13 protein-coding genes are annotated in these 19313 nt (G+C 74.0%); 7 read left to right on the top strand and 6 right to left on the bottom strand.

Annotated elements, in window-relative coordinates:
- The first annotated feature begins 37 nt into the window (after positions 1 to 37).
- A complete protein-coding gene (locus IE248_RS08675; RefSeq protein WP_073796778.1) occupies positions 38 to 1510 on the top strand; it encodes a GNAT family N-acetyltransferase in 1473 nt (490 codons plus the stop codon).
- 219 nt (positions 1511 to 1729) lie between these two features.
- Positions 1730 to 3436: a DUF885 domain-containing protein gene (locus IE248_RS08670; RefSeq protein WP_073796779.1), complete on the top strand. Its 1707-nt coding sequence runs from the start codon at positions 1730 to 1732 to the stop codon at positions 3434 to 3436.
- An 81-nt stretch (positions 3437 to 3517) separates the two neighbouring features.
- On the opposite strand, the gene IE248_RS08665 is transcribed toward IE248_RS08670, so the two are convergent.
- Complete coding sequence (locus IE248_RS08665) at positions 3518 to 4042, bottom strand: rhodanese-like domain-containing protein (protein ID WP_190030329.1); 525 nt, start codon at positions 4040 to 4042, stop codon at positions 3518 to 3520.
- A gap of 94 nt (positions 4043 to 4136) precedes the next feature.
- Here IE248_RS08665 and IE248_RS08660 point away from each other — a divergent pair, with 94 nt between their 5' ends.
- Complete coding sequence (locus tag IE248_RS08660) at positions 4137 to 4583, top strand: Lrp/AsnC family transcriptional regulator (protein ID WP_008741137.1); 447 nt, start codon at positions 4137 to 4139, stop codon at positions 4581 to 4583.
- Here IE248_RS08660 and IE248_RS08655 read toward each other — a convergent pair.
- Both IE248_RS08655 and IE248_RS08650 read right to left on the bottom strand, forming a co-directional pair.
- Positions 4573 to 7587, bottom strand: coding sequence for an AAA family ATPase (locus IE248_RS08655; RefSeq protein ID WP_190030328.1), 3015 nt, complete (start codon positions 7585 to 7587; stop codon positions 4573 to 4575). The two genes, IE248_RS08660 and IE248_RS08655, sit on opposite strands and share 11 nt — an antisense overlap.
- Positions 7584 to 8753, bottom strand: a complete 1170-nt coding sequence (locus IE248_RS08650; protein ID WP_190030327.1) for an exonuclease SbcCD subunit D — start codon at positions 8751 to 8753, stop codon at positions 7584 to 7586. The genes IE248_RS08655 and IE248_RS08650 overlap by 4 nt, the downstream gene beginning before the upstream one ends.
- 598 nt (positions 8754 to 9351) lie before the next feature.
- Between IE248_RS08650 and IE248_RS08645 the strand changes: the two genes are divergently transcribed.
- The 4 genes from IE248_RS08645 to IE248_RS08630 all read left to right on the top strand — a co-directional run bounded on the left by IE248_RS08645 (position 9352) and on the right by IE248_RS08630 (position 15630).
- On the top strand, positions 9352 to 9582 hold the full coding sequence (locus IE248_RS08645; RefSeq protein WP_037792937.1) for a hypothetical protein: 231 nt from the start codon (positions 9352 to 9354) through the stop codon (positions 9580 to 9582).
- A gap of 99 nt (positions 9583 to 9681) precedes the next feature.
- The gene (locus tag IE248_RS08640; protein WP_100580277.1) at positions 9682 to 10485 is read left to right on the top strand and encodes an HlyD family efflux transporter periplasmic adaptor subunit; all 804 of its coding nucleotides are present in this window, start codon (positions 9682 to 9684) and stop codon (positions 10483 to 10485) included.
- Positions 10482 to 12734, top strand: a complete 2253-nt coding sequence (locus tag IE248_RS08635; protein ID WP_190030326.1) for an NHLP family bacteriocin export ABC transporter peptidase/permease/ATPase subunit — start codon at positions 10482 to 10484, stop codon at positions 12732 to 12734. The genes IE248_RS08640 and IE248_RS08635 overlap by 4 nt, the downstream gene beginning before the upstream one ends.
- A gap of 1 nt (position 12735) precedes the next feature.
- On the top strand, positions 12736 to 15630 hold the full coding sequence (locus IE248_RS08630; RefSeq protein WP_190030325.1) for an NHLP bacteriocin export ABC transporter permease/ATPase subunit: 2895 nt from the start codon (positions 12736 to 12738) through the stop codon (positions 15628 to 15630).
- 25 nt (positions 15631 to 15655) lie between these two features.
- Here IE248_RS08630 and IE248_RS08625 read toward each other — a convergent pair whose 3' ends face one another.
- Genes IE248_RS08625 through IE248_RS08615 form a run of 3 tightly spaced genes read right to left on the bottom strand, consistent with a single transcriptional unit; the run spans position 15656 to position 19241 of the window.
- Complete coding sequence (locus IE248_RS08625; protein ID WP_073796785.1) at positions 15656 to 16789, bottom strand: bifunctional 2-methylcitrate synthase/citrate synthase; 1134 nt, start codon at positions 16787 to 16789, stop codon at positions 15656 to 15658.
- A 26-nt stretch (positions 16790 to 16815) separates the two neighbouring features.
- The gene (gene prpB / locus IE248_RS08620; protein ID WP_190030324.1) at positions 16816 to 17721 is read right to left on the bottom strand and encodes a methylisocitrate lyase; all 906 of its coding nucleotides are present in this window, start codon (positions 17719 to 17721) and stop codon (positions 16816 to 16818) included.
- Positions 17721 to 19241, bottom strand: a complete 1521-nt coding sequence (locus IE248_RS08615; protein WP_190030323.1) for an MmgE/PrpD family protein — start codon at positions 19239 to 19241, stop codon at positions 17721 to 17723. The genes prpB and IE248_RS08615 overlap by 1 nt, the downstream gene beginning before the upstream one ends.
- Between the last annotated feature and the right edge of the window lie 72 nt (positions 19242 to 19313).

The following is a 19313-nucleotide window of genomic DNA, read 5'->3' as shown; positions in this document are numbered from 1 at the left end:
CGTGATCACGCAACACCCCTGGGCCACAGTGATGTGCATGACTGAACGTAACCCTGCCTCCGCCCACGGCCCCCACCGCCACCACTGGCGCCGTGACCTCGTCGAACTCGCCGCCCTGTTCTGCGCCGTCGCGGTGGCCGACGGCATCGCCAATCTCGTCGCGCACGGCCCCCGGGGCCCGATCCTGCTGGTCGCCTCGGCCGTGGCACTCCTGATCACGGCGGCGTTCCACACCTGGTGGGCCCGCCGCCACAGCCATGCACCGCCGCCGGGCAGCACGGCGCCCGCCGATCCGGGCCCGGCCGGGCTCCCGGAGCCCGGCCCCGACTCCCCCGCCGGGACCAGGACCAACGCCGCCCTGTGGCGGATGCGGACCACCGTCCGTGACGAGCCCGGCAGCCTGGCCTCGCTCTGCATCGCGCTCGCCCACAACGGCGTCGACATCCTGACCCTGCAGACCCACCCGCTCCCCGAGGGCGGCACGGTGGACGAGTTCCTGCTGCGCGCCCCGCAGGCCCTGCCGTCCGGCGACCTGACCCGGGCCATCGCCCGGGCCGGCGGCCACAGCACCTGGATCGAGCGCGCCGACGCGCACGACCTGGTCGACACCCCCACCCGTGTCCTGGGCCTCGCCACCCGCACCGCCCTGGACGCCGCCGAACTGCCCCTCGCGCTGCGCCAGCTGCTCGGCCGCTGCACCATCCACTCGATCCCGGCCACCACCCTGTCCGGCCGCCCCAACGCGGGCGCCGACGCCCCGGTCGAAGGGGTCCTGGAGGCCACCGTGATGCGGCTGCGCGACCCGTCCGGCGGCGCGATCACCGTGGAGCGCCCGTACCTCCCCTTCACCCCGACCGAGTTCGCCCGGGCCCGCGCGCTCGTCGAGCTGGACGCCCGGCTCGGCCCGCGCGTGCCGCGCAGCCACGACGTGCTGACGCTGCCCGAGGGCAACGAGATCACCGTGCGCCGCGCCGACGGCTCCGACCAGGCGGCCGCCCGCGCGATGCACGACCGCTGCTCGGAGCGCACCCTCGGCCTGCGCTACCACGGCCCCGTCTCCGACGCGGACCGCTACCTCGGCCACCTGCTGAGCCCGCGTTTCGGCCGCACCCTCGCCGCCACCACCGCCTCCGGCAAGCTCGTCGCCCTCGGGCACCTGCTGTGGGACGGGGACGAGACCGAGGTCGCGCTGCTCATCGAGGACGACTGGCAGCGCCGGGGCATCGGCTCCGAACTGCTGCGCCGGCTCATCGCGATGGCCGTGGAAGCCGGATGCGACAGCGTGTACGCCGTCACCCAGGCCTCCAACACCGGGATGGTCGCGGCCATGCGCGGCCTCGGCCTGCCCCTCGACTACCAGATCGAGGAGGGCACCCTGGTGGTCACCGCCCGGCTGGACGCCACCCCGGCGCCCGCCCCGGCCCCCGCGCGGGTGCCGTACGAGGTCCCGCGCGAAGTACCGTACGAGGCCCGGCGCGAGGTGCCGGGCACGCAGCGGCACCCGGCGTAGCCGCGCCGCCGCCCGCGGCCGCCCCGGCCACGAACCGGCCGAGGGCGGCTGCGGGCGGCTGCGGGCGGCCGAAGGCGACCGCGGGTACGGGCCACGGGGTACGGGCCGCGGGCACGGGCGTCCGGATATCGGACCCCGGGCCGTTGGTTCCCGGCCAAGTCAGCGGGCCGAGAGCGAACGGTGATGACGCGGACCCGTCCCACAGACGAAGATGTCCGCATGTCAGAGACCCTCCACCGTGACAACGGCACCCGGCTGCCCCGCCAGGTCGCCGACGCCTATGTCGACGACCTCATCGCCATCGATCCCCTCACGGGCACCTACCTCGGTGTCGCCGAGAGTTCCGGCAAGCTCCCCGACTTCTCGCCGGCGGGCCGCGCGGCCGAGGCCGAGCTCGCCCGTACCACTCTCGCCCGCCTCGACGCCGCCGAACGGCTGCCGGGAGCGGACAGCGACGCCGAGCGACGCTGCGCCCGGCTGCTGCGCGAGCGCCTGACCGCCGCCCTCGCGGTCCACGAGGCCGACGAGGACCTGCGCGCGGTCAGCAACATCCACTCCCCCGCGCACTCGGTCCGTGAGATCTTCCCCCTGACCCCGGCGGACACCGAGGCGGACTGGGCCGCGATCGCCGAGCGGCTGCGCGCCGTCCCGGCCTCCTTCGCCGGCTACCGCGAGAGCCTCGCGCTCGGCCTCGACCGCGGCCTGCTCGCCGGCCCGCGCCCCACCGCCACCTTCATCGAGCAGCTCACCACCTGGGCCGGCCAGGACGGCGACGGCTCCCGCGACTTCTTCGGCGAATTCGCCGCAGACGGCCCCCAGTCGCTGCGCGCCGAGCTGGACGAGGCGGCCGCCGCAGCGACGGCGGCGGTGGCCGAACTCCGCGACTGGATGCGGGACGTGTACGCCCCGGCCGTCGCGGGCGCACCGGACCCGGTGGGGCGCGAGCGCTACGCCCGCTGGTCGCGGTACTTCAACGGCACCGACCTGGACCTGGACGAGGCGTACGCCTACGGCTGGTCGGAGTACCACCGGCTGCTCGCGGAGATGAAGACCGAGGCGGCGAAGATCCTGCCCGGCGCCGGTCCCTGGGAGGCGCTGAAGCACCTGGACGAGCACGGCACCCACATCGAGGGCGTCGACGAGGTGCAGGCCTGGCTGCAGGGTCTGATGGACGAGGCCATCGAGAACCTCGACGGCACCCACTTCGAACTCGCCGAGCGCGTCAAGAAGGTGGAGTCGAAGATCGCCCCGCCCGGCGGCGCGGCGGCCCCGTACTACACGAACCCCTCGGAGGACTTCTCCCGTCCGGGGCGGACCTGGCTGCCGACGATGGGCCAGACCCGTTTCCCCGTCTACGACCTGGTCTCCACCTGGTACCACGAGGGCGTTCCGGGCCATCACCTCCAGCTCGCGCAGTGGACGCACGTGGCGGACCAGCTCTCCCGCTACCAGGCCGGCGTGGGCCTCGTGAGCGCGAACGCCGAGGGCTGGGCGCTGTACGCGGAGCGCCTGATGGACGAGCTGGGGTACCTGAAGGACCCCGAGCAGCGGCTGGGCTACCTGGACTGCCAGATGATGCGCGCCGCGCGGGTCATCGTGGACATCGGCATGCACCTGGGTCTGGAGATCCCGGCGGATTCGCCGTTCCACCCGGGTGAGCGCTGGACGGTGGACCTGGCGCAGGAGTTCTTCGGGCTGCACAGCGGCCGGCCGGCGGACTTCATCGAGAGCGAGCTGACCCGCTACCTGTCGATGCCCGGGCAGGCGATCGGCTACAAGCTGGGCGAGCGGGCCTGGCTGCTGGGCCGGGACAACGCGCGGGCCGCGCGCGGCGAGTCCTTCGACCTGAAGGCCTGGCACATGGCGGCGCTGTCGCAGGGTTCGCTGGGGCTGGACGCCCTGGTGGAGGAGCTCTCGAAGCTCTGATCCCCACGATTCCCACGATCCCCACCACGATCCCCACGATCCGCGCGGCCGCACCCCGGTACGGCCGCGCGGCGCGGGGTGTCAGCAGCCGCAGTCGCCGGAGTCCGTGGGCGCGGTCAGCGGGTCGGCCCCGGCGCGCCGCTCGCTGCCCTGCCAGGTCTCGACCTCGAAGCCCTCGCGGATCCAGTACTCGATGCCGCCGAGCATCTCCTTGACCTGGAATCCGAGTTCGGCGAGGGCGAGCGCGGAGCGGGCGCCGCCGTTGCAGCCGGGGCCCCAGCAGTACGTGACCACCGGGAGGCCCTTGTCGAGGAGCCGCTCGGCCTGCTCGGGGATCAGCGCGGTGGGCAGGTGGATCGCTCCGGGTACGTGGGCCTGGTCCCAGGACGGGGTGGAGCGGGAGTCGACGAGCTGGAAGCCGAGGCCGGCGCCCTGCTCGCGGTGGGCCGTGAAGGCGGCGGCGACGTCCGACACGTCCGCGTGGAAGGCGAGGCTCGCGCGGAAGTGGGCGGCCGCCGCGGCCGGTGCGGCCGGGGGTACCCGCAGGACGGGGTTGACGGTGGTGGCGGCGGCCTCATGGGCGGCAGGAGTGCGTGTCGTCGTCATGGCTGAAAATCTATGGACCCTTGATCATCTCGGGAAGTGGAATTCCCCGGCCTTCGGGTTGCCCGGCCGGGGATTCCCCTGCTAGATCTCCGGCATGACCGATGATTCCCCCGACGCCACCGACTGGCGCATCCTGACGGCCCTCCAGGCGGACGGCCGGGCCAGTTTCGCCGAGCTCGCGCGCGCCGTCTCGATGTCGCCGAGCGCCGTCACCGAGCGGGTGCGCCGCCTGGAGGAGTCCGGCGTGATCACCGGATACACGGCCGTGGTGGACCCGGAGAAGCTGGGCAAGTCCATCCTGGCGCTGGTCCGGCTGCGCTATCCGCACGGGAACTACAAGCCGTTCCACGACCTGCTGGAGTCCACCCCGGAGATCCTGGAGGCCCATCACGTCACCGGCGACGACTGTTTCGTCCTCAAGGTCGCCGTCCGTTCGATGGCGCACCTGGAGGAGGTCACCGGCCGGATCGCCGGCCTGGGCTCCGTCACCACCAGCGTGGTGTACTCCTCGCCGCTCCCCCGCAGGCCCCTCAGTCCGTGAGGGCGGCCGCGGTGCGGTGGCGCACCAGGGAACCGCCGCGCTGCTTGACGATCTCCAGTTGTGCCTGCACCCGGGTGCGCAGATCGGCGACGTGGCTCACGATGCCGACGCTGCGGTCCCGTTCGCGCAGCGAGTCCAGTACGTCGAGCACCTCGTCCAGCGCCTGGTCGTCGAGGCTGCCGAAGCCCTCGTCGATGAACAGGGTGTCGAGGCGCATCCCGCCCGCCTCGTCGGTGACCACGTCCGCGAGGCCCAGGGCCAGGGCGAGCGAGGCGAAGAAGGTCTCGCCGCCCGAGAGGGTGGCGGTGTCCCGCTCGCTGCCGGTCCAGGCGTCCACCACGTGCAGGCCGAGACCCGAACGGCCGCGTCCGCTCGCTTTCGCGTCCGAGTGGACCAGGGTGTAGCGGCCGCCGGACATGCGCAGCAGCCGTACCGTCGCCGCGGCGGCGACCTGCTCCAGCCGGGCGGCCAGGACGTACGCCTCCAGCCGCATCTTGCGCTCGTTGTCGGCGGAGGTGCCCGCGGTGAGTCCGGCGAGCCGGGCCACCCGGTCGTACTCCTCGCGCAGCGGCCCCATCGCGCGCAGTTCCTGCTCGGCCTGCCGGGAGAGCCGGTCGAGCTCGGCGCAGCGGACCCGGGCCGCGTCGTACGCCGAGCCGGCCGTACGGAGGGTCGCGGCGGCCCGGTCGGCGTGTGCCTGGGCGGTCTGCGGGTCGGCCGGGGGCAGGGCGGCGGCCGCCGCGGTGTCGGTCTCGGCGTGCCGGTCGGCGAGCATCGCCTCCTCGGCCTGCCAGGCGTCCGACCGGTGCTGGAGCGCGGTGCGTTCGTACTCGGGGAGCACGGCGTCGGCGGCGGCGTCGATGGTGTCGAAGCCCGCCTTGAACGCGGCGTCGGCCAGCTGGTCGTCGGCCTCCTTCAGGCGGGCGGCGGTGGTCTCGGCCCGGCGCAGCGCGTGGGCGGCGCCGGTGACCATGCGGATCCGGTCCTCCAGGATCCGGGCGCGGGCGGCGACGGTGGGCGCGTCCCCGCGGACGAGGGCCAGCTCGGCCTCCAGCGAGGCCTGCTCGCGGTCCAGGGCCTCCCGCCGTGAGGTCCGGGCGGCGGCCCGGCGCTCGGCGTCGAGCCGGTCGGAGCTGCGCGCGGCGTGCTCCCGCTCGGCGCGGGCGAGCCGCTCCCGGGCGGCGTGCAGTCCGGCGGCCGCCGCGTGGGCGGCGGCGTGCCGGGAACTGAGGTCGGCCGTGAGTTCGAGCAGTTCGGCGGTGGTGGCCTCGCCCGCGGCGGCCGCGGCCTCGGCGCGGGCCTCCTGGACGGCGGCGAGTTTCCGCTCGACGGCGGCCCTGCGCTCCTCGGCCTCCTCGAACCGGGCGTGGGCGGCGTCCTCGGCGGCCCGGTCCACGTGCCCGGGGGCGGGCCGCGCCGGATCCGGGTGCCGCTGCGAACCGCACACGGTGCAGGGCACGCCCTCCTCCAGCGCCTCGGCCAGCTCGGCGGCGATCCCGCGCAGCCGGGCCTCCTTCAGCTCCAGCCAGCGTTCCCGGGCGGCGGCGGACTCCTCCCGTACGCGCAGCAGCTCGCCGGAGGTCACCTCCGCCTCGGCGTCGAGTCCGTCCCGCCGCCGGGCGGCCTTGAGGTGCATCCGGGCGGGTTCCAGCTTCCCGGCGAGCTGCTCGCCCAGGGTCGCGGCCTGCTGGGCGGCCTCCACCCGCTCGGCCAGCCCGGCCCGGGTGTCCTCCCAGCGGGCGAGCCACTCGGCGGACTCCTGGTGCTGCTCCTCCGCGGCGCGAGCCTCCCGCTCCAGGGTGGCGCGCTCGCGGCCGATCTCGGCGCTGCGCTGCTCGGCGCGGTGGGCGGCGCCGACCGCTCCGAGTTCCTCCCGCAGCCGCTGCTCGACGGAGCCGAGCTGCTCGGTTCCGGCCTCGGCGAGGGCGGGCGGGAGCTGCGCCCGGGCGGCCGTCTCCGCGTGGGCGGCGGTGAGGTGCGCGGCGTAGGCGGCTCCGCGCATCTCCAGGGCGGGGGCGACCAGGGCCCCGCGCCGGGCCCGGTCGAGCAGGTCGCGCACCCGGTCCCGGTCGGGCGCGGCTTCGGCGAGCAGGGCGGCCCGGCGGGCCGTCTCGGCGTGCCGGCGTTGCAGGCGGTCGAGCTCCCGCGCCTCCTCGGCGGCGCGCCGGGCGGCCGCCTCGCGCCCCTCGACGGCGGCCAGCGCGTACTCCGCGACGGTCCGCCGCTCCCGGGCGGAGCAGCGGGCGAGCGCCGCCCAGGCCCGGACCGCCTCGGCCAGGCCGGGGTCACCGGGCTGGTGCCGGGGCATCGGCCAGTCCCGCAGGTCGGCGCCGTGTCCGGCGGCCTGGGCGAGCCGCTGGGCGGTGCCGAGCACCTTCTCGTCCCCGGCCCGTACCTTCGCCTCGGCGGCCCGGCGGCGCTCGGCGAGCAGGGCCTCGACGGCGGCGAAGCGGCGGGTGTCGAAGAGCCGCCCGAGCAGCCGGCCGCGCGCCCCCTCGTCGGCCCGCAGGAAGCGCGCGAACTCGCCCTGCGGGAGGAGCACCACCTGGCAGAACTGCTCGCGGCTCATGCCGAGCAGCTGCTCGATCTCCTCGCCGATCTCCTGGTGGGAGCGGCTGAGCGCCTCCCAGCCCTCGCCGGTGCGCTCGCGCAGCCAGCTCTGCGCCTTGTCCTTGGTCGTGCCGGTGCCGCGCTTCTTGGGCCGGTCCTGCTCGGGGCGCCGGGTGATCTCCAGGCGGCGGCCGCCCGCGGTGAGGTCGAGGGTGACCTCGGTCGGGGTGTCGGGGGCGGAGTGATCGCTGCGCAGGCTGGTGCCGGGGGCCTGCCGGGAGCCGGGCACGGACCCGTACAGGGCGTAGCAGACGGCGTCGAGCACGGAGGTCTTGCCCGCGCCGGTGGGGCCGTGCAGCAGGAAGATCCCGGCGCCGGACAAGGCGTCGAAGTCGATCTCCTGGGGCTCGGCGAAGGGGCCGAAGGCGGTGACCCGCAGCCGGTGCAGCCTCATCGGAGGGTCTCCTGGCGCGTGGCGTCGGTGCGTACGTCGTCGAAGGCGCCCTGGAGCACCGCCCGTTCGGCCTCGCTCGGGGCGCCCCCGCCCCGGACGTGGGCGACGAAGTCCTCGGCGATCTCCTGGTCGCTTCGCCCCTTGAGGCGCTGGGCGTAGGAGGCTCCGCTGTCCTCCTCGCGGCCCTCGGGGTCGAAGGCGAGGCTGAGGACGTGCGGGAAGCGGGCGGCGAGGCGGGCCATGGGGTCCTCGGGCCGGACGGGGTCGGTGAGGGTGGCCTCGACCCAGCGGTCCTCGCACCCGGCGAGCGCGGGGTCGTCGAGGAGGTCCTCCAGCGGCCCCCGCAGCCGGGCGAGTGCCCGCGGCACGGGGGTGTCGATCCGGTCGGCGCCGGCGATCTCGCCCCGCGCGCCGAGCTCGATCAGCCACATCGTCTTGCGGTGGTCGGCCTCGGAGAAGGAGTAGGCGAGCGGGGAACCGGAGTAGCGGACCCGTTCGCTGATCGTCTGGCAGCCGTGGAGGTGGCCGAGGGCGGCGTAGTCCACCCCGTCGAAGACGGAGGCGGGCACGGCCTCGACCCCGCCGACGGTGATGTCGCGCTCGCTGTCGCTGGCCTGCCCGCCGGTGACGAAGGCGTGGGCGAGGACGACGGAGCGGGTGCCGGGCGGGCGGGTGGCCAGGTCGGCCCGGATCCGGTCCATGGCCGCGCCCAATACGGCCTCGTGGCTGACCTGCCCGGCGCCGAACCGGTCCTTGACCAGGGCCGGTTCCAGGTACGGCAGCCCGTAGAAGGCCACCTCGCCGTGTACGTCGGCCAGCACCACGGGGTCGGCGCAGCCGTCCGGGTCGGTCCTGAGGTGGATGCCGGCCCGGCCGATCAGCCCGGCCCCGACCCCGAGGCGGCGGGCGGAGTCGTGGTTCCCGGAGATCATCACGGTGGGCACGCCGAGGTCGGCGAGCCGGTGCAGGGCCCGGTCGTACAGCTCGACGGCGGGCAGCGGGGGGACGGCGCGGTCGTAGACGTCACCGGCGACGAGGACGGCGTCGACCTCGTGCGCGCGGACGGTCTCGACGAGGTGGTCGACGAAGGCGGCCTGGGCGCCGAGCAGGTTCACGCGGTGGAAGGCCCGGCCGAGGTGCCAGTCGGAGGTGTGCAGGATCCTCAAGACATCGCTCCGACCTGCACGTTTACCGCTCCTTCACCTCCGAGACCAGCGCGGGACCGACCGCGGGCGCCGCGGCCGGTGCCGGCCGCGCTGTCGCCGGTCGGCACCCGGTCCATCACGGACCCAAGTCTGCCACCGGCGTCCGGGGTCGGGCGACCACGGACGTCCCGCCCTCGCCCGGCCGCACCCGCCCGTACCCGGCCGCACCGGGCGGCGCGGCGCGGTCACCCCGCACTCCTTCCGGAAACCTGCACATCGTGTGCGCGTCGGGGACGGCCCGTTGCCGACGCCGTGCGGTATGCGGCAATTGCCCGGCCCGTTAGATGCGGGTCTGTCCCATTTGGTTCCGTGTAAGCAGCGGGCGGCCCATATCTGTTACTCGATCCTGTGAAGAAGTCGTCACCATTCGGTGAATCAAGCTGCACTTCCATGTTCGGAGATGTCCGCCCGACCCCGACGGAGCGTCAACGGGATTCGTCCGGGCACCCGTTCGCGTGCTTTCATCTTGCCCACCGCGGCAGTCAGGAATGACGGGCTGAATTCTGGGCCCACGGCCGCCGCAGATACGTATTACTCCCCCCAATGAAAGGTGCGCGCCATGCGTAACGACCTTGAGACCCGTGAGATCGCCGACACCGAGCTGGACGCCGTCTCCGGTGGCCTCCTCAACGTTTCCGGCGGCCTGGTCGGCGCCGCGACCAGCGATGTCACCAACATCGTGGGCTCCCTCGGCACCGTCCAGGCGGCCACGGGCATCGTGTCCCAGGTCCCCGGCCTCGTCACGGGCGTCACCGGCGTTTCGCTGAACACCGGTATCGCCGGTCTCTGATCGGAATAACACCAGGAACCCCGGAGCGTCCCCCACGGCTCCGGGGTTCCTGGTTGCCTGAATTACCGAACGACTCGAATGCAGTTGAAGGAATGGTCCGTGCAGTTCCGCCAAAAGGCTCTTTCCAAGCTGCAATCGCCCGAAGAACTCGACCTGCCCGTCCGCTTCGCGCACCCGCAGGGAAGGCTCGTCCTGGCCGTCACGGTCGTCGTGATGGCCGCCGCGTGCTTCTGGGCGGTCACCGGCACCGTGTCCTCCAAGCTGAGCGTCCCCGGCATCCTCACCCGGCCCGAGGGCAGCTACGTGCTGCAGACCCCGCTCTCCGGGCAGGTGACCGCGGTCCTCGCCTCGGAGGGCCAGCAGCTGCCCGCCGGAGCACCGCTGCTCAACGTCCGCACGGAGCAGGGCGAGCGCCCCGTGCGCGTGGTCACCGCAGGCCGGCTGACCACCCTGGTGGCCAAGGTGGGCTCGGTCGTCGCCACCGGCGCGGACGTGGCGACCGTCGAACGTGTGAAGGCCCCGCAGGACCCCCTGGTGGCCGTGCTGTACGTGCCGGGCGACAGCGGACCGGCGATCCCGGTGGGAGCCCCCGTCGACCTCGGCGTCCAGTCCGTCCCCCAGCAGCGCTTCGGCATGCTGCGCGGCCGCGTCAAGGCGGTCGGCCGCGCCCCCCAGACCCAGGCACAGATCAGCGGTTTCCTGGCCGACGCCGGCCTCGCCGAACAGTTCTCCCGCCAGGGCAGCCCGGTCGCGGTGCTCGTACAGCTCGACCCCTCCTCCACCCCCTCCGGCTACCGGTGGACCTCCGAGGACGGGCCCCCGTACGCCGTCGAATCCAGGACTCCGGTCACCGGCTCCGTCCACCTCTCCGCGCAGCGCCCCGTCGACTGGCTGCTGCCGTGACCGCGCCGTCGACAGCCGAGACCGGCCGCCGCCGCCACCGCCCCGGCCCGAAGGGCGGCGCCCGCCGCAGGCCCGCCCCCGAGCCCAGGGGCAGGACGCCCCGCCCCGTGCGCACCCCCACCGTGCTGCAGATGGAGGCGGTGGAGTGCGGCGCCGCCGCCCTGGCCATGGTGCTCGGCCACCACGGCCGCTTCGTCGCCCTCGAAGAGCTGCGCGTCGCCTGCGGCGTCTCCCGCGACGGTTCCCGCGCCAGCAACCTCCTCAAGGCCGCCCGCGGTTACGGCCTGACGGCCAAGGGCATGCAGATGGACCTGGCCGCGCTCGCCGAGGTGAGCGCCCCGGCCGTGCTCTTCTGGGAGTTCAACCACTACGTCGTCTACGACGGCACGGGCCGCCGGTTCGGCCGCAGGGGCGTGTACGTCAACGATCCGGGCAAGGGACGCCGGTTCGTCCCCATGGACGAGTTCGACCACAGTTTCACCGGCGTCGTGCTCACCTTCGAGCCCGGCGACGGCTTCCGCCGCGGCGGCCGCAAGCCCGGAGTCCTGCGCACCGTACCGGCCCGCCTGCGGGGCACGTCCGCCACCATGGCGGCCGCCGTGCTCTCCAGCCTCCTCCTCGTGGCCGTCGGCGCCTGCGTACCGGCCCTGAGCCGCACGTACATCGACATGTTCCTCATCGGGGAGCAGACCTCCCTGCTGGGCGTGCTGTTCGCCTCGCTGGCCGTCGCCCTCGTCCTCACCGCGGCCCTCACCGCGGTGCAGCAGGCCAACCTGCTGCGCGGCCGCGTCATCTCCTCCACCCTGGGCGGCGCCCGCTTCTTCCGGCACCTGCTCAGGCTGCCGGTCACCTTCTACTCCCAGCGCAGCCCGGCCGACCTGGTCCAGCGCCTGCAGTCCAACGACACCGTCGCCGAGACCGTCTCCCGGGACCTGGCCGCCGCGGGCGTGGACGCCGTGGTGGTCGTGATCTACGCGGTGCTGCTGTGGACGTACGATCCGCAGCTGACCGCCGTCGGCGTGGGCGTGGCGCTGCTCAACGTGGTGGCCCTGCGGATCGTGGTCGGACTGAGGGCCACCGGCACCCAGAAGCTGCGCGCCGAGAGCGCCCGGCTGACGAACACGTCCTACGGCGGCCTCCAGCTCATCGAGACGATGAAGGCCACGGGCGGCGAGAACGGCTTCTTCCGCCGCTGGGCCGGACAGCACGCCGTCACCCTCGACGTGCAGCAGCGGCTCGGCGTGCCCGGCGCGTGGCTCGCGATCGTCGCTCCCGCCCTCGCCGCGTTCAACAGCGCGCTGATCCTGATGATCGGCGGTCTGCGCGCGGTGGACGGCAGCCTCACCGTGGGTCTGCTCGTCGCCTTCCAGGCCCTGGTGACCAGCTTCACCGCGCCGATCGCCAGGCTGGGCGGGGTCGCCGGGCGGATCCAGGACTTCGCGGCCGACGTCGCCCGCCTCAAGGACGTCGAGAACTTCCCCGTCGATCCGGTCCACTCGCGGCGCGAGGCCGCCGCGGGCACCCGCCGCCTCAAGGGTCACGTGGAGCTGGAAGGGATCACCTTCGGCTACAGCCCGCTGGACGCCCCGCTGCTGGAGGACTTCTCGCTCTCGGTCGGGCCCGGCCGGCAGATCGCGCTCGTCGGCGGCTCCGGCAGCGGCAAGTCCACCGTCTCCAGGCTGGTCTCCGGCCTCCACACGCCCTGGCAGGGGGCCGTCCGCATCGACGGGATGCGGCTGGAGGACATCCCGCGCGGCGCGCTGGCCGCTTCCGTCTCCTTCGTCGACCAGGACGTCTTCCTCTTCGAGGGCACCGTCCGCGACAACGTCACGCTGTGGGACCCCTCCGTCCCCGACGAGGCCGTCGTCGCCGCGCTGGAGGACGCCGCCGTGCACGACGTCGTCGCCCGCCGTCCCGGCGGCATCCACAGCCGCGTCGAGCAGGACGGCCGCAATTTCTCCGGCGGCCAGCGCCAGCGCCTGGAGATCGCGCGGGCGCTGGTGCGCCGCCCCAGCGTCATGGTGCTCGACGAGGTGACCAGCGCCCTGGACGCGGTGACCGAGCAGCTCGTCATCGACAACCTGCGCCGCCGCGGCTGCGCCTGCGTCGTCATCGCCCACCGGCTGAGCACGGTGCGCGACAGCGACGAGATCGTCGTGCTCGACCGGGGCCGGATCGTGGAACGCGGTCGGCACGAGCAGCTGGTCGCCGCGCGGGGCCCGTACGCCGCACTGGTCGGGGAGCACTGAGGTGACACAGCACGATGCCGGAGCCACGGCCACCGCCGGAGCATGGAACGCGGCCCCGGACCCGGTGGTCGCGGCCCTGGGCGCACTGGGCTCCCCGGTCGACTGCACGGGTCTGCGCAGCCTGTCCCTGGAGGGCCCGCTCGTCCTGTGGCTCGTCGTACGGGGCGAGCTGGACCTGTTCGCCGTCGACGCCGCGCACGCCGGGCACTGGCACTTCCTGGGCCGGCTGGAGCCGGGCACGCTCCTGCTGGGCCCGGCCGAGGGCCCGGACCACACCCTGGTCGGACGCCCCCTGCAGGGATGCCTGCTGCGGCGCATCACCCTGCGCGAGCTGTACCGGCCGCAGTACGGAGACCAGTTCCCCGAAGCGGCCTGGTACGCCGACCAGGGCGACCACTACGGCGCCCCCGGACGGCCCGGCCCGCAGAGCCCCCTGGAGGACGCCTTCGCCCGCGGCATCGGCCGCGGCCTGCGCGTGCTCTACCAGGCGCCGCTGGACGGCGGCGCCCCCGACGCGCACGGCGGGGCCGACGACGACATCCTGTGGATGCAGATCGCTCCGGGCAGCGTGCAGTACGGCGCCGTGTACGAGGCGGAGGCCGTGGGCACCCTCCTCGTCGACGCGGCGATGTGGCAGGGCATGGTCGACCAGCAGCACCGGCTGTTGTACGCCCTGGACGACCGGATCGAGGAGCTTGAGCGCGCCCACGAGGACCGCACCGCCGCCGGGATCGAGGCGGGCCGGGCGGCCCACAGCCAGGCGGACCGGACCCTGCTGGCGTCCATCGCCGGATCCGGCCGGGCCTCCCGCCCGGGCGCGGGCGCCGACGCGACCTTCGCCGCGTGCCGCCTGGTCGCCGAGGCGTCCCGCATCACCCTGACCGAACCGGCCGCCGCCGACGGCGGCGGCGGCGGCGGACCGGAGCGGACCGACCCCGTCGAACGCATCGCCCTCGCCTCGCGGATCCGCACCCGCACGGTCGCGCTCGGCGGGCGCTGGTGGCGGGAGAACAGCGGGCCGCTGGTGGGCCGGCGCGAGAAGGACGGCACGCCGGTCGCCCTGCTGTGGCGGCGCGGCGGCTACGAGGCGGTCGACCCCGCCACCGGCCGGCGCGAGCGCATCGGGAAGGACGGCGCGAGCGCCCTCGAACCGCGCGCCGTCATGCTCTACCGCCCGCTGCCCGACGGACGGGTGGGCCTGCCCGCCCTGATCCGCTTCAGCCTGCGCGGCACCCTCCCGGAACTGCGCGGCCTCCTGCTGGGCGCGGCCGTCGCGGTGCTCCTGGGCGCACTGGTGCCGATCGCCACCGGCCGGGTCCTCGGCCGCTACGTCCCGCAGGCCGAGAACGGCCTCATCGTGCAGACCGGCCTGGCACTGATCGCGACGGGCATCGTCTCGGCCGCCTTCATGCTGCTGCAGAACACCGCCCTGCTGCGCATGGAGGGCCGCATCGAGGCCACCTTGCAGCCGGCGGTGTGGGACCGGCTGCTCCGGCTGCCGACGACGTTCTTCACGGGCCGCTCCACCGGCGAACTCGCCGGCGCGGCCATGGGCGTCAGCGCGATGCGCCGCGTGCTGTCCGGCATCGCCCCGGTCTGCGTCCAGGCGGGCGCGACCGGCGCGATGAGCCTCGTCCTGCTGCTCGTCTACAGCGTGCCGCTCGCGATGGCGGCACTCGCCATGCTGGTCGTCGCCGCCGCGGTCTTCCTGGGCCTGGGGCTGTGGCAGCTGCGCCACCAGCGGAGGCTGGTCGAGCTCGGTCTCCGGCTCGGCAACCAGGCCTTCCAGACCCTGCGCGGGCTGCCCAAGCTCCGCGTCGCCGCGGCCGAGAGCTTCGCGTACGCCGCCTGGGCGCGGGAGTTCGCCCGTACCCGCGACCTCCAGCAGCGCATCGGCCGGATCCAGAACCTCAGCACGGTGCTGGGAGCGGTCCACCTGCCGCTGTGCACGCTGGTGATGTTCGTGCTGCTGGCCGGACCGGCCCGCGGCGCCATGTCCGCCGGCGAGTTCCTCACCTTCAGCACCGCGCTGACGATGCTGCTGTCCTCGGTGACACAGCTGACCGGCGCGTTCCTGTCGGCCGCCGCCGTGCTGCCGATGTTCGAGCAGATCAGGCCGGTCCTGGACGCGGCCCCCGAGGCGGTCCGCGCCAGCACCCGGCCGGGCGAGCTGACCGGCGCCATCGAGGCGAAGGGCCTCTCCTACCGCTACGGCGACGACGGGCCCCTCGTACTGGACGACATCAGCTTCCGCATCGGGCGGGGCGAGTTCGTCGCCGTCGTCGGGGCCAGCGGCTGCGGCAAGTCCACCCTGCTTCGGCTGCTCATCGGCTTCGACGAACCCCTCTCGGGCAGCGTGCTGTACGACGGCCAGGACCTGGCGGCGCTCGACCGGGCGGCCGTGCGCCGCCAGTGCGGCGTCGTCCTCCAGCACGCCCAGCCCTTCACCGGCTCGATCCTCGACTGCATCCGCGGCTCGGGGACGTTCTCGCTCGAAGAGGTCTGGGAGGCCGCCACGATGGCGGGCCTGGCGCAGGACATCAAGGCCATGCCGATGGGCATGCACACCATGCTGTCCGACGGCGGCACCACCGTCTCCGGAGGCCAGCGCCAACGGCTGATGATCGCCCAGGCCCTCGTCCGCAAGCCGCGGATCCTGTTCTTCGACGAGGCCACCAGCGCGCTGGACAACGAGGCCCAGCGCGTGGTCACCGAATCCACCCGGGCCCTGCGCGCCACCCGCGTGGTGATCGCCCATCGGCTGTCCACGATCATGGAGGCCGACCGGGTGATCGCCATGGAGGACGGCAGGATCGTCCAGCAGGGCCCGCCCGCCGAACTGCTCGCCGACCCGTCGGGTCTCTTCCACGACCTGGTCCGCCGCCAGCTCCGCTGACCGGCCGGGCCTCACGGGTCAACCGTCAGGGACCGGGCAGGGCGCGCTGCCCGGGGCCGATGTAGACGCCCAGGGGCCGGATGAGGGCGTTGTGTTCGAGCTGTTCGGTGATGTGGGCGGTCCACCCCGTGATGCGGCTCATCACGAAGAGCGGGGTGAAGGTGGGGGTGTCGAAGCCCATGAGGTGGTACGCGAGACCTGCGGGGTAGTCGAGGTTCGGGTGGATGCCCCTGCGGGTGGCCATGGCGCGTCGGAGCGCGGCGTGCAACGCGGCGAGCCGGGTCACGCCGGGGTCGGCGGCGCGGGCGACGAGGCGGTCGGTGGCCTCCTGCATGAGGGGGACGCGGGAGTCGCCGCTCTTGTAGACCCGGTGGCCGAAGCCCATGATCTTCCGTTTCTCGGCGAGGGCGTCGTCCAGCCACCGCGCGGCCCGGCCGGGTTCGCCGATCTCCTCCAGCATGTGCATCACCGCCTCGTTGGCGCCGCCGTGGAGTGAGCCCTTGAGGGCTCCGACGGCGGCGGTGACGGCGCTGTAGAGGTCGGAGAGGGTGGAGGTGACGACCCGGGCGGTGAAGGTCGAGGCGTTGAAGCTGTGTTCGGCGTAGAGGATGAGGGAGATCTCGAAGCAGCGGACGACTTCCGGGTCGGGCAGGGCGCCGAAGCACATGTGGAAGAAGTTCTCTGCGTATCCGAGCGAGGCGTCGGGCCTGATCGGCGCCCGGCCGTGCCGGCGGCGGTGGTCGGCGGCCACGACGACGGGGAGCCGGGCGAACAGCGCCAGGGATTTGGCCCGGTTGGCGGCGGCGCTGCCGTCGTCCTCGGCGGGGTCCTCGGCGCCCAGGAGGCTGACGGCGGTGCGCAGGACGTCCATGGGGTGGCAGGTCTCGGGGAGCCGGGCGAGGAATTCGGCGGTGGTGCGGTCCAGGGGCCGCAGGGCGCGCTCGGCGGCCTGGAAGGCGCTCAGTTCGGCAGGGCCGGGGAGCTCCCCGTGCCAAAGGAGGTACGCGACTTCCTCGAAGGTGCGGCGGGCGGCGAGTTCCTGGACCGGGTAGCCGCGGTAGGTGAGGGAGTTGGTCTCCTGGATGACGGTGGAGATGGCGGTGGTGTCGACGACGACACCGCTGAGACCTCGGTGGATCTCGGGCGTGGTGGCGGTCATGGCTGAGGGCCTCCGGTGCGGGTCGGTCAGTTGCCGGGCGGGAGCGTGAAGTCGGAGACGGTGGAGTCGAAGGCGCCGTAGTCCTCGTAGCCGAGTACCTCGTAGAGCCGGGAGCGGGTCTGCATGCGGGGCACCAGGGACTCCTGGGTGCCTTCGGCCGCGAGGGTGCGCAGGCCGTCCTCGATCGCGCCCATGGCGAGACGGAAGAGGGTGACGGGGTAGAGCGCGATGTTGTAGCCGAGGTCCTCCAGGGTGCGCGCGTCGAGGAGGCGGCCCTTGCCGAATTCGGTCATGTTGGCGAGGAGGGGGACGTCGACGGCCCGGCGGAACGCCTCGAACTCGGCCTCGCCGGCCAGAGCTTCGGGGAAGATCGCCTCGGCGCCCGCGTCCACGTACGCCTTGGCCCGGTCGATGGCGGCGGCCAGGCCCTCGACCGCGCGGGCGTCGGTGCGGGCCATGAGCAGGAAGTCGGGGTCGCGGCGGGCACAGGCGGCGGCGCGCAGCCGGCGGACCATCTCCTCGCGCGGTACGACGCCCTTGCCGTCGAGGTGGCCGCACCGCTTGGGGTTGACCTGGTCCTCCAGGTGGAGGCCCGCCAGACCGGCGTCCTCCATGAGCTGGAGGGTGCGGGCGGCGTTCATCGGCTCGCCGAATCCGGTGTCGGCATCGACGAGTACGGGCAGGTCGGTGACCCGGGTGACCTGCTGGGCGCGCGCCGCCACCTCGGCGGAGGTGGTCAGGCCGATGTCGGGCAGAGCCAGATCGGCGGCGAGCACGGCCCCCGAGAGGTAGACGGCCTCGAACCCCGCCTCCTGGATGAGCCTGGCCGAGTACGGGCTGATCGCACCGGGCATCCTGAGCAGCCGCCCGGAGGCGAGTCGTTCGCGAAGGGCGCGGCGGCGGGCGGCGGGAGTGGTGCGGGTGTGGAGCATCAGAACAGGCCCTTCGGGAGCCGGGCGTCATGGGCGGCGACGGCGTTCGTGTCGACGGCGGGGAAGAGGGCCGTCAGCTCGGCGGCGCCGAGCTCCGCCAGCCGGTCCGCGGTCCGCAGGAAGCCCTCCTGTGCCGGGCCGGTGACGATCCCCTCGGTCAGCGTGCGGAACTTGCGGGTGTAGCCCGCGCGGTCGAACGGGCGGGCCCCGGCGGGGTGCGCGTCGGCGACGGCGAGCTGGTCCTCGACGACGGAGCCGTCCTCGAAGGTGATCACGGCGCGGCCGCCGAAGGCCCGGCGGGCGGGGTCCGCCTCGTGGTAGCGCCGGGTCCATTCGGGGTCCTCGACGGTGGAGATCTTCTTCCACAGCTCGACCGTGGCGGGCCTGCCCGCGCGCTCGGGGGCGTAGGAGCGCTCGTGGTGCCAGCCGCCGTCCTCAAGGGCCACGGCGAAGATGTACGGCACCGAATGGTCCAGGGTCTCGCGGCTCGCCGCCGGGTCGTACTTCTGCGGGTCGCCGGAACCGGAACCGATCACCTGGTGCGTGTGGTGGCTGGTGTGCAGGACGACCGAGCGGACCTTCCCCAGCGGGCCGGCCTTCTCGCGCAGCGTGCGGGCCAGGTCGATGACCGCCTGCGCCTGGTACTCGGCGGAGTACTCCTTGGTGTAGGTGTCGAGGATCGCCCGGCGTACCTCGCCGGGCCCCGGCAGCGACACCGTGTACGAGGCGTCCGGTCCGTCCAGCATCCGGGCGACGAAGCCGTCCTCGCCCTCGTAGACCGGCGAGGGGGATCCCTCGCCGCGCATGGCCCGGTCCACCGCCTCGACGGCAGCCTTGCCGGCGAAGGCCGGGGCGAACGCCTTCCAGCTGGAGATCTCGCCCTTGCGCGACTGCCGGGTCGCCGTGGTGGTGTGCACCGCCTGCTGCACCGCCTGGTAGACCGTCCCGGTGTCCAGCCGCATCATCGCTCCGATGCCGCACGCCGTCGCGGCACTGAGGTGGGCGACGTGGTCGATGCGGTGCGCGTGCAGGCAGATGCCCTTGACCAGGGCCACGTGGATCTCGTAGGCGGCGATGATCCCCCGCAGCAGGTCCGCGCCGGAGCGGCCGGTGCGCTGGGCGACGGCCAGCAGGGGCGGGATGTTGTCCCCGGGGTGGGAGTAGTCGGCGGCGAGGTAGGTGTCGTGGAAGTCCAGCTCGCGCACGGCCGTGCCGTTGGCCCAGGCCGCCCATTCCGGCGACACCCTGGTCCCGGCGGCCACTCCGAAGACCGACGCGCCGGAGCTCGTCCGGTGGCTCAGCGCCTGCGCCCGGGCGACGGCTACGGGGCGGCGGCGCAGGGCGGCGACGGCGACGGAGGCGTTGTCGATGATCCGGTTGGCGGCCATCTCCGCGGCCGCGGGGTCGAGGCCCTCCGCCTCCTGGGTTGCGGTGGCCGCCTCGGCCAGTTTCCAGGCGAGCTGCTCCTCGCGGGGCAGGTGCTCCGCACTGGGGTGGACGCGTACCTGATGGTCGATCACGGGGACTCCTCGCGGCGTGCGGCGGGTGCGGCGTACGCCTGCGAGTCTTCCCCCGCGACCGGCGTCCGGCGA

The organism is Streptomyces goshikiensis, from assembly GCF_014650555.1.
Classification (GTDB): Bacteria; Actinomycetota; Actinomycetes; order Streptomycetales; family Streptomycetaceae; genus Streptomyces; species Streptomyces goshikiensis.
The sequence above is the reverse complement of the archived record's forward strand: the minus strand, read 5'-3'. Positions and strand labels throughout refer to the sequence as shown.

Excerpts from the sequence above, each read along its gene's own strand:
- IE248_RS08625 (WP_073796785.1), bottom strand. The coding sequence starts at position 16,789 with ATGACCGCCACCACGCCCGAGATCCACCGAGGTCTCAGCGGTGTCGTC.
- IE248_RS08665 (WP_190030329.1), bottom strand. The coding sequence starts at position 4,042 with ATGACGACGACACGCACTCCTGCCGCCCATGAGGCCGCCGCCACCACC.
- IE248_RS08675 (WP_073796778.1), top strand. The coding sequence starts at position 38 with ATGACTGAACGTAACCCTGCCTCCGCCCACGGCCCCCACCGCCACCAC.
- IE248_RS08645 (WP_037792937.1), top strand. The coding sequence starts at position 9,352 with ATGCGTAACGACCTTGAGACCCGTGAGATCGCCGACACCGAGCTGGAC.
- IE248_RS08655 (WP_190030328.1), bottom strand. The coding sequence starts at position 7,587 with ATGAGGCTGCACCGGCTGCGGGTCACCGCCTTCGGCCCCTTCGCCGAG.
- IE248_RS08670 (WP_073796779.1), top strand. The coding sequence starts at position 1,730 with ATGTCAGAGACCCTCCACCGTGACAACGGCACCCGGCTGCCCCGCCAG.
- prpB (WP_190030324.1), bottom strand. The coding sequence starts at position 17,721 with ATGCTCCACACCCGCACCACTCCCGCCGCCCGCCGCCGCGCCCTTCGC.
- IE248_RS08660 (WP_008741137.1), top strand. The coding sequence starts at position 4,137 with ATGACCGATGATTCCCCCGACGCCACCGACTGGCGCATCCTGACGGCC.